Origin of the sequence: Halobacteriovorax sp. (assembly GCF_041587335.1) — a bacterium.
In the GTDB taxonomy this organism is placed as follows: Bacteria; Bdellovibrionota; Bacteriovoracia; order Bacteriovoracales; family Bacteriovoracaceae; genus Halobacteriovorax.
Genome location: NZ_JBFGYP010000124.1, coordinates 1 through 8,482 on the forward strand (window position 1 = coordinate 1; position 8,482 = coordinate 8,482).

Sequence of the window (8,482 nt, forward strand, 5' to 3'; positions counted from 1 at the left end):
AAGAGAGTCTTTCTTAAATGTAGTAGGGCAAGAGTAGTAGAGAACATCTCTATACTTTTCAAAGTCAGGGTAGTCTTCAGTCATGTACATGATTTCATGAGCACCGAGAGAAAGGTTAATATTTAACATACTCGCTGCCATTCGGTCTCTATTTCTACCGTTTATTCTCTCAATACCGTCAATCATAGCAATCGCTGTTAAAGCATACTTAAGATATCTACCAACGCCTTTACCTTGTAGTTCTTTTCCTACTGTGGAGTCAATCATGTAGAGAGCATTTGGATTATTGAAGTCAGGGTCGTTTCTTACTCCACGTTGAAATGGATTTAACTCTAGTGGTGAACTAAAGCTCATTGCAAGTAGCTTTTTGTCATCTACTACTGCAACTGCAACGCCTTTCTCATTAAATGCACATTGCTCAAACTTCTTTATATCTGTTTGCCTTGTAGGTTCATAGATATTGAGTTGCATTTGATGAACTTCATCTTTCCATTGTGCAAAGTTATCTTTATCAATTTGAATAAGACTGTGACCAGATGTCTCTTTGAATAGGCTTTTTACAGTTTCAAGAAAATCGTTCTTTGAAATTTTCTCTTCGTTAAAGAGTCTAAGTTTTGTTAGAAGAATTAACTCTTGCCAATCGTATATGGCCTTATTAGATCTGTCTCTTGTTTCTATAGATGTAATTTCTTCATTTCTATTATTATTAAATATCTCTTCTGCCATTACTTCTAATCTATTGAAAAGGTATTCAATATCATCTTTTGTAAAGCTAGTGTTTAATCTAAAACGAAGAGTCTTAGCTCCCGCAGGGTAGTAGAGTAGTCCATGGTCAAATCTCTTAGTGATGAACTTTGTTGTCGTTTCGCTATCTGGAAGTTCAAAAGCAAAGGCCATCCCATTTGCTCTTGGCCTTGTTATTTTATCTGGATATTTAGCACATAATTTATTTAAGAGTTCTCTTGCTGTTAATTCAAGGTTATGAATTAGCTCTTGAGCTTGATCTAGTGCTACAGCGTGGAGATAACCTCTTATGACTGAAGATACTTGGAATTGTTCCTTCTTAGTTTGAGGTGTTTGTGAAAGCACTAGTCCGACTTGAGCTTTCTTTGCACAGACTACATAGTCAGGAGAAATTTGTTCATCAATATCATTAGTTAAATCAAATTCTCTATGCCAGAAAAATTCTTTACCTAAATGAAACCCTGTTTGGACTTCATCGTAGATTACAGGAACATTAAAACTGTGAGCTAAAAGAATTAAGGCTTCATTGAATCTTGATGAGGAATACCTATCTCCACCTTCACATTGCATTGGTTCAACAATTATTGCGAAGACTTCACCTTTTTGAAGACTCTCTCTCACTTCTAATAATGAAGTGACCTCTTTATTGATTTGAGTGTCTTCTTTCCACTCTTTAGGGATGTTCATATTTTCTAAGCTTGCGCTTGCCCATGTTGATTTCCACTCTTTGGGAGAGGTTGTCTTGATCTCATCCGACTCTAGCTCTGGGTAAGAGCAGTAAATTGTTTCATGACCAGGCCACTCAAATGGTTCTCTTTTAACTTTATTCCACGTACTTGATAATGTGATCATCATTCTTCCATGGAAGCTTCCTTCAAAGGCCAACACTTTGTTGGCATTAGGATTTGCTCTTTGCTTATAACAATAACCTAGAGCAATTTCGTTGGCCTCTGCTCCTGAGTTACAAATAGTAAGATCTAACTCTTCCCAGTGTAGCTTTCTTTTAAGAGTTGCATTGAAAGCACTTCTTATTGTCTTGAACTCTTTTGAATTTGAATCATTTGTCCAGCTATCTAGAAATTGAGCTGCTCCAAAGAAAACAGAAGGAGAAAAACCAAGTCCAAGTGTTGCTATCTGAGAAGCAGCGTCCATTAGGTATTTCGTTTCATTATTCTCGTCAGTAATCGCAAGGTAAGGACCTGTTGATTTCTTTAGGTCAGTTAAATAGTTCTTTTTCTCTGGAGGAATGAAGTCATTAGTATAAGACTTGTGTAATCGTTCCTTAGAGTAATTTTCAGTTTCTTTATTTATTATTGGGAGCTTCATTATGTCCGCCTTAGATAATATTATATTGATTTTTCTATTATTGTTTTTAGAAAGAGTGAGAACTTTGTTCCATTGTTTTCCATCATCTTAGGAAACATTGAAATAGTTGTCATTCCTGGGAATGTATTGATTTCATTTAGATAAACTTCACCGTCTGATGTGTAGAAGAAATCTATACGTGATAGGTGTCTTAGTTTTAAACCTTTAAAGGCCCTTCTAGCATACTCTCTTATTGATTCAACTGCTTCAGCTGAAAGGTTCTTTGCTTCAATATCTGTGTGTGTTTTACTTTCATTAGAGTACTTTTGATCGAAGTCATAAAAACCGTCAGGACAAATTATTTCTCCTGGAACAGTAACTTCAATTTCATCTTGATGGTTGTAAACACTTACTTCGAGTTCTCTAGCTTTGATTGTTTTTTCAATCAAGACATAGTCTGAATATTTGAAAGCTTCTGACACGATATTAGATAAGTCGTCTTTATTTGTTATATGGTAACAGCCAACTGAAGAGCCCTGGCTTGCGGCCTTGATATAAATATCTTGGTGTTCACTAAAGAACTCACTCGCTCTAGATAATGACTCAGAACTATTATCTGCCAGATATATATAAGGAGTATTTGGAATTCCAAGAGCATCTAACCAAAGTTTTGTAGTTACCTTGTTAAAGCATGTTTGACTTGGTTCAGGTGTGCATCCTAAGTATGGAAGTTGCATCAATTCGAATATCGATTGAATAATTCCATTTTCACCTGGAGGTCCGTGAATGCATGGTATAGCGAAGTCGAGTCGGTGAGTTTTATCGCTAGAAGGATAATAAAGCTCACCGGCCTTTCTTAATTCACAAAGTAAACCGTTCTGATCTACTCTGTCTCCATTATGCTTTATCTCTACTTTGAATACATTATATAACTCTAGGCTAGCTAGCTCATTATATATGTAATCAGCAGAACGAAGTGAGATATCATGCTCACTTCCTCCGCCGCCACAAAGAAGAAGAATATTCTTCATTACTTCTGTCTCAAGCTTGCTGGTACAAATTCAGCATCAAGGCTTGTGAATAGAGTTTTCAACTCATCTATTGACATAGACTCTGTTTTCTTTTCTCCGTATTTTCTCAATGAGACACTATTATTTTCCATTTCTCTGTCACCAATAACAATCATATATGGCACTTTTGATTTTTGGATTTGTCTCGTTTTGTAACCCATTGATTCGTTTCTATCATCAACTTTAATTCGAAGACCTTTGTTGAATAATTCACGTTGTAGGTTGTTAGCAAAGTCTAGGTGGAACTCATTGTTTACCGGAACTATAATCGCTTGCTCTGGAGCTAACCAGAATGGGAATGCTCCTGCAACGTGCTCTAGATATACTCCAAAAAATCTTTCAAGAGAACCTAGGAGTGCTCTGTGGATTACTACTGGTTTTTCTTCATTACCTTCTGCATTTGTGTAGTGAAGTCCAAATCTCTCAGGTAATTGAAAATCAAGTTGGATAGTTCCAAGCTGGTAATATCTTCCAAGAGCGTCAGCTATTTCTACATCAATCTTAGGTCCGTAGAATGCTCCGTCACCTTCTTTAATGAAGTATTCGTGTCCACTCTTTTTAAGAGCATCTTCAAGAGCTCCTTCGGCCTTATCCCAAGTCGCATCATCACCAGACTTCTTCTCTGGACGTGTTGATAGATTAACTTTAATTCCTGTGAAACCAAAGTGCTCATAACAAGTAAAGAACATGTCCATTAACATAGTGATTTCATCTTGGATTCCATCCATATCAATGAAGATATGAGCGTCATCTTGGCAAAAAGTTCTTACTCTAGTTAGTCCAGTTACTGCACCAGCTTTTTCGTATCTATGGAGACGTCCAAAGTCAGCATATCTCATAGGAAGATCTCTATAAGAGTACTTGTAATGCTTAAACATAAGCATGTGACATGGACAGTTCATTGGCTTAACTGCATATTCTCTTTCATCAATTTTAGAGAAGTACATATTTTCTTTATAGTGCTCATAGTGACCACTTGTATGCCATAGGTCTGAGTCCAGAATTTGTGGAGTGATAACTTCTTGGTAGTCATATACTCTGTAAATTTCTCTCATGAATTCAATAAGCTTGTTGTATACGAATGCACCCTTAGGCATAAAGAATGGAGAAGCTGGAGCAACAGAATTAAAGTGAAAGAGTTCTAAGTCTTTACCAAGCTTTCTGTGATCTCTCTTCTTTGCTTCTTCTAAAAAGTTTAAGTGTGCTTTAAGTTGTTTTCTATCATCAAAACAAGCTGCATATACTCTTTGTAGCATTTTATTATTTTCATCACCACGCCAGTAAGCACCTGCAATGCTTAGAAGCTTAAAGTACTTTGGAAGTTGTCCTGTACTTTCAACGTGTGGTCCACGACATAAGTCAATGAACTCACCTTGTTTGTAACAAGAAATCTCAGCATCATCATCAAAGCTATTGATCAAGTCTTGCTTAAGCTCGTCTTTTTTCTCAGCAAAGAAGTCTAGTGCTTCAGTACGTGACATTACTTTCTTTTCAATATTTAGGTTCTCTTTAATGAGCTTTTGCATTTCAGCTTCAATTTTTTCTAAGTCTTCATCAACGAGTCTGTGATCCATATCTACATCATAGTAAAACCCGTGCTCGATAACAGGACCAATACCAAATTGAATATGGGTGTCTGGAAACACTCTTGAGATAGCTTGCGCCATTAAGTGGGCTGTAGAGTGTCTGATTGTGTCGAGTTCAAATTTGGCCATGAGTTAAAGCTCCGAAATTACTTTATAAAAATGTTTTGTAATAATGGCTCACTTTACCAACCTCAATTCCATTTATCAATGAGTTAGAGTTAGAAAATTTACATGTTTTTCATCTGACTTTTGACATGAGGCGCTAAGTTATGATATGAACTTGCAAGCTGACTTCTTAAGTGCTTGAATAGGCTGCGCTATTTACCAAGGTAATAACCATTTTCGGGGATTGAACTATGATGAACGACAATTTAGAGATGAATACAAGGTCTACAGAGGCCGACACATCCATCGCTTTTTATGAGTTCAATGAGCAATACATGCCTACAGAAGATTCGCTCTCTAAAAGAGAAATCGGTAGAGCTTTTTATCAGCTAGGTAAGCTTCATTACGATAAATCAGATTTAGAAGCAGCAGAAGAGAACTTCCTTAAGTCTCTAAAGTGTGCTGAAAGACCAAGAGATATATTTTCAATTTTCAAGATTCTTGGATTCTTAATAAGAATATCATCAGAAAAATTAGACGACGAAAAAGCAACTGCTTATATTTCACATGCTGAAGAGCTAGTAGATGACTTAACAAAGGTTCTTGGAAGCTTAAACTCTGAGTACTTTTACAATGTTGGTATTGTTAAAAACTATGGTGGTAACTTTGATGAAGCCTATGAGAACTTCCAATTTGCTTATAAAAAATCCAAAGAAGAGAATGAGCCAGATATACTAGCTAAGACTCTTTTGGCACTATCAAATAACTGTTACAACAGAAAAGACTATAAAGGTGCACTTGATTACCTTGGACAACTTAATCAATTATTAGCGATAATAAAGAAAGATTATTTAAGTGGAGCAATGTTCTTGTTCTCTGCCAAGGTTTACTTAGAAGTTGAAGACTTCGAAAATTCTTTAAAATTCTTTAAGCTTGCAAATGAAACACTTCAAACTAAGAAGTGTTGGAACCTTTTTGGTTACATTCTGCTTGGAAAGGGAAATGTTTATAAGAATATGGGTGACTTCGATAGAGCGCTTGAGTACTTCAATCTAGCAAAAGAGTCTATTGATCCATCTGTCTTTAAAAGATTATCTAATCTTCTAAAGACTGAAATTGAAGAAGTAAACGATTCAAGCGTAGACTTATACCTAGATAGAAATAACAGAAAAATTAAAGAGAGAAGTCTTGGTACAATTGATTTTAAACATCGTTTTGTACTTCTAGAGATTTTATTCCTATTAGCAAAAAATCCAGGTGAGTACTATGACAAGGAACAGCTTGCTAAGTCTATCTGGAAAGATGAGTACAACCCTCTAATTCACGATAAGCTTATTTATACTAGTGTTTCTAGACTTAGAAAGCTAATTGAGCCAAAAGCTACAAAAGGTGAGAAGAGAAAGTACATCATTCGTGGAAAAGACGGATATACTTTCAACCCAACAGCAAAAATTAGATTCCACATGGAAACTAAGAACGTTGACGATAAAACTATTGCTAACGTTGAGTTGAGTTCTCCTGTATAATAAACTTATGAAGTTTATTATATCCTTATTTATCTTATTCTTTGGGCCACTTACGTTGGCCCAAAAAGTTTCTGATACCGCTATTTTCAAAATTGAAGAGCAGGTATTCTACCTTTCAGACATTAATAAATTCTTAAAGCCCTTAGAGGTGTTTAGATGTATTGGCGAGAAGAGTTATCTTGTTAGGAGTCTAGAACTCTCAACTTCTGATTATGACACGCTTCCTGACTTTGTATCAGATGAAAGTGTTTTAAGTAGAAGGCAGGAGCAGCTGCAGAAGATACTTCTTCTAAATAAAATACTAATGTATTCGACTTCATTGAATATTGAAGTTACTGAAAAAGAGCTAATAGATATTGGCTTTAGTAAGTGTAATAAGTCTCAAAGCTTATCAACTGTCATGAAGTTATTTATAAAGAGTGAGTTTCTGTTAAGAGATCGTTTTTTGCGCCAAAGACAAGTTGTTGAGTTGGATGCTCATTTATTTGAGAAAATAAAGATTTTTTATTCAGGCATAGATAGAAGAATCTCTTCTCAGGTCTACTTTCTGTGATTATAAAATCAAATCTATTGAAGGATGTCTCTCTAAAGGATCTAGAGTCGCTTAAAGATCTAGATAGAAATCACTTTCCTTTTCCATGGAAAGATTCTAATTGGTCTGACTCCATTAGAAATACAAATTATTTATTATTTTATGATCCATCGTGTCGTGGATTCGCCATTTATCTTTTGAGCCCACTTGAGAAGCTTGCACACTTACTAAAAGTAGTGGTTTCTCCAGATTTTAGAAAAAAAGGCGTCGCAGCATCTATTTTAAATGCTTCATATAGTCATTTAAGAATCCTTGGTATAGAGCGCTGTATACTTGAGGTTGAGGTTTCTAATACTGGGGCAATCGGCCTTTATTTGAAGCAGGGCTATAATAAGATTCATTTACAGAAAAAATTCTATTCAAATGGAGCTGATGCTCATATAATGGAAAAGCACTTATAAGGTTTTCAATATTTGCCAAATGCTTGGAATCCTGATATTAAGTAATTAGATTTCAATTGATATTTAAATAAATCTCGATTGTTAATCTATGGTTTCAATTTATTTTATGAAACTAGGGAAGATTTAATCTTCCCTTTTTTATTGCTGCAAATTTATTTGCGCATATATAGTGAGAAAAATGGTTTTAAAGTCAGAGAGTACAGGTGTTGAAAAGAAGTTCTATGAACTATGTTCGAAGCTTTGTGCTGAATTAAATTTAGAAATATACGATCTTGATTATCTAAAAGGATCACATACTCTTAGAGTTTTTATTATTGATCCTAAAACTAATACTGCTGTTATTGAAGATTGCTCAAGACTTGATAGAGCGCTAACTCCTTTCATTGAGGAAGAAGAGTGGATGCCTAGCGAGTTAACTTTAGAAGTATCTTCTCCAGGTATGTTTAGACATTTCTCAAGTATTAAGCATTTCGAAATGTCAGTTGGTCAAGATATTCAGTTTACTGTTATGGCCAGATTAGTTAGTGAAAAGTTTCCAGGGATTCCTAAGTCACTTCAAGGTGAGAGGAAGATTGTTGGAAATTTAAAGTCTGTTAGCCCAGAGGGAATCTGTGTTGTAGCAAACGATTTTGAATTAAATTTAAAGTACGAAGATATAAAAAAAGCGAATTTAGAACCTGCTCTAGATTTAGAATAGAGCGCGTAAAGCAAAAGGAAGGTAAAAATGTTTTCTGAACTAGGTAGGGTAATTGAAACTCTCGGTAAAGAAAGAGGGATTGAAAAAGATATCGTTATTAAAGCGGTAGAACAAGCTTTCTTAGTTACTGCTAGAAAAAAGTACGGGATTCAAGGCGAATACGAAACAAGATATAACGATAGTGATGATGATATCGAAATCTATCAATATAAGAACGTTGTAGAAGAAGTGAGAGATACGATTGTTGAAATCACTTTAGCTGAAGCAAAAGAATTAGATGAAGATGTAGAGATTGGTGACCAGATTGGTATCAAAATTGAAAATCCAAACTTTTCTAGAGTTGATGTACAAACTGCACGTCAAATTATCTTTCAAAAAGTTAGAGATGCTGAAAGAGAGATTCTTTTTGCTGAATTCAAGCACAAAGAAAATGAGCTTGTTACTGGTATCGCTAGA

At 35.2% G+C, this 8,482-nt stretch carries 8 protein-coding genes; 5 read left to right on the top strand and 3 right to left on the bottom strand.

The annotated features are described in order from the left end of the window. The 3 genes from ABX784_RS13750 to thrS form a co-directional block, all read right to left on the bottom strand. A partial coding sequence (locus ABX784_RS13750) for an aminotransferase class III-fold pyridoxal phosphate-dependent enzyme (RefSeq protein WP_372655631.1) occupies positions 1-2,070 on the bottom strand: 2,070 nt, incomplete at its 3' end. A gap of 20 nt (positions 2,071-2,090) precedes the next feature. After that, on the bottom strand, positions 2,091-3,080 hold the full coding sequence (locus ABX784_RS13755; protein ID WP_372655632.1) for a D-alanine--D-alanine ligase: 990 nt from the start codon (positions 3,078-3,080) through the stop codon (positions 2,091-2,093). Continuing rightward, on the bottom strand, positions 3,080-4,834 hold the full coding sequence (thrS, locus tag ABX784_RS13760; RefSeq protein ID WP_372655633.1) for a threonine--tRNA ligase: 1,755 nt from the start codon (positions 4,832-4,834) through the stop codon (positions 3,080-3,082). Before thrS ends, ABX784_RS13755 begins: the two co-directional genes overlap by 1 nt. Positions 4,835-5,061: 227 nt before the next feature. Here thrS and ABX784_RS13765 point away from each other — a divergent pair, with 227 nt between their 5' ends. From ABX784_RS13765 to ABX784_RS13785, 5 genes are all read left to right on the top strand, one after another. After that, on the top strand, positions 5,062-6,336 hold the full coding sequence (locus ABX784_RS13765; protein WP_372655634.1) for a winged helix-turn-helix domain-containing protein: 1,275 nt from the start codon (positions 5,062-5,064) through the stop codon (positions 6,334-6,336). Positions 6,337-6,343: 7 nt separating this feature from the next. After that, on the top strand, positions 6,344-6,889 hold the full coding sequence (locus ABX784_RS13770; RefSeq protein WP_372655635.1) for a hypothetical protein: 546 nt from the start codon (positions 6,344-6,346) through the stop codon (positions 6,887-6,889). Further along, positions 6,886-7,329 (top strand): GNAT family N-acetyltransferase, encoded by a 444-nt coding sequence (locus ABX784_RS13775; RefSeq protein ID WP_372655636.1) that lies wholly within the window; start codon positions 6,886-6,888, stop codon positions 7,327-7,329. Before ABX784_RS13770 ends, ABX784_RS13775 begins: the two co-directional genes overlap by 4 nt. Positions 7,330-7,507: 178 nt before the next feature. Next, positions 7,508-8,026, top strand: a complete 519-nt coding sequence (gene rimP / locus ABX784_RS13780; RefSeq protein ID WP_372655637.1) for a ribosome maturation factor RimP — start codon at positions 7,508-7,510, stop codon at positions 8,024-8,026. Positions 8,027-8,053: 27 nt separating this feature from the next. Continuing rightward, the coding region (locus tag ABX784_RS13785) for a NusA N-terminal domain-containing protein (protein ID WP_372655638.1) at positions 8,054-8,482 on the top strand (429 nt) is incomplete at its 3' end.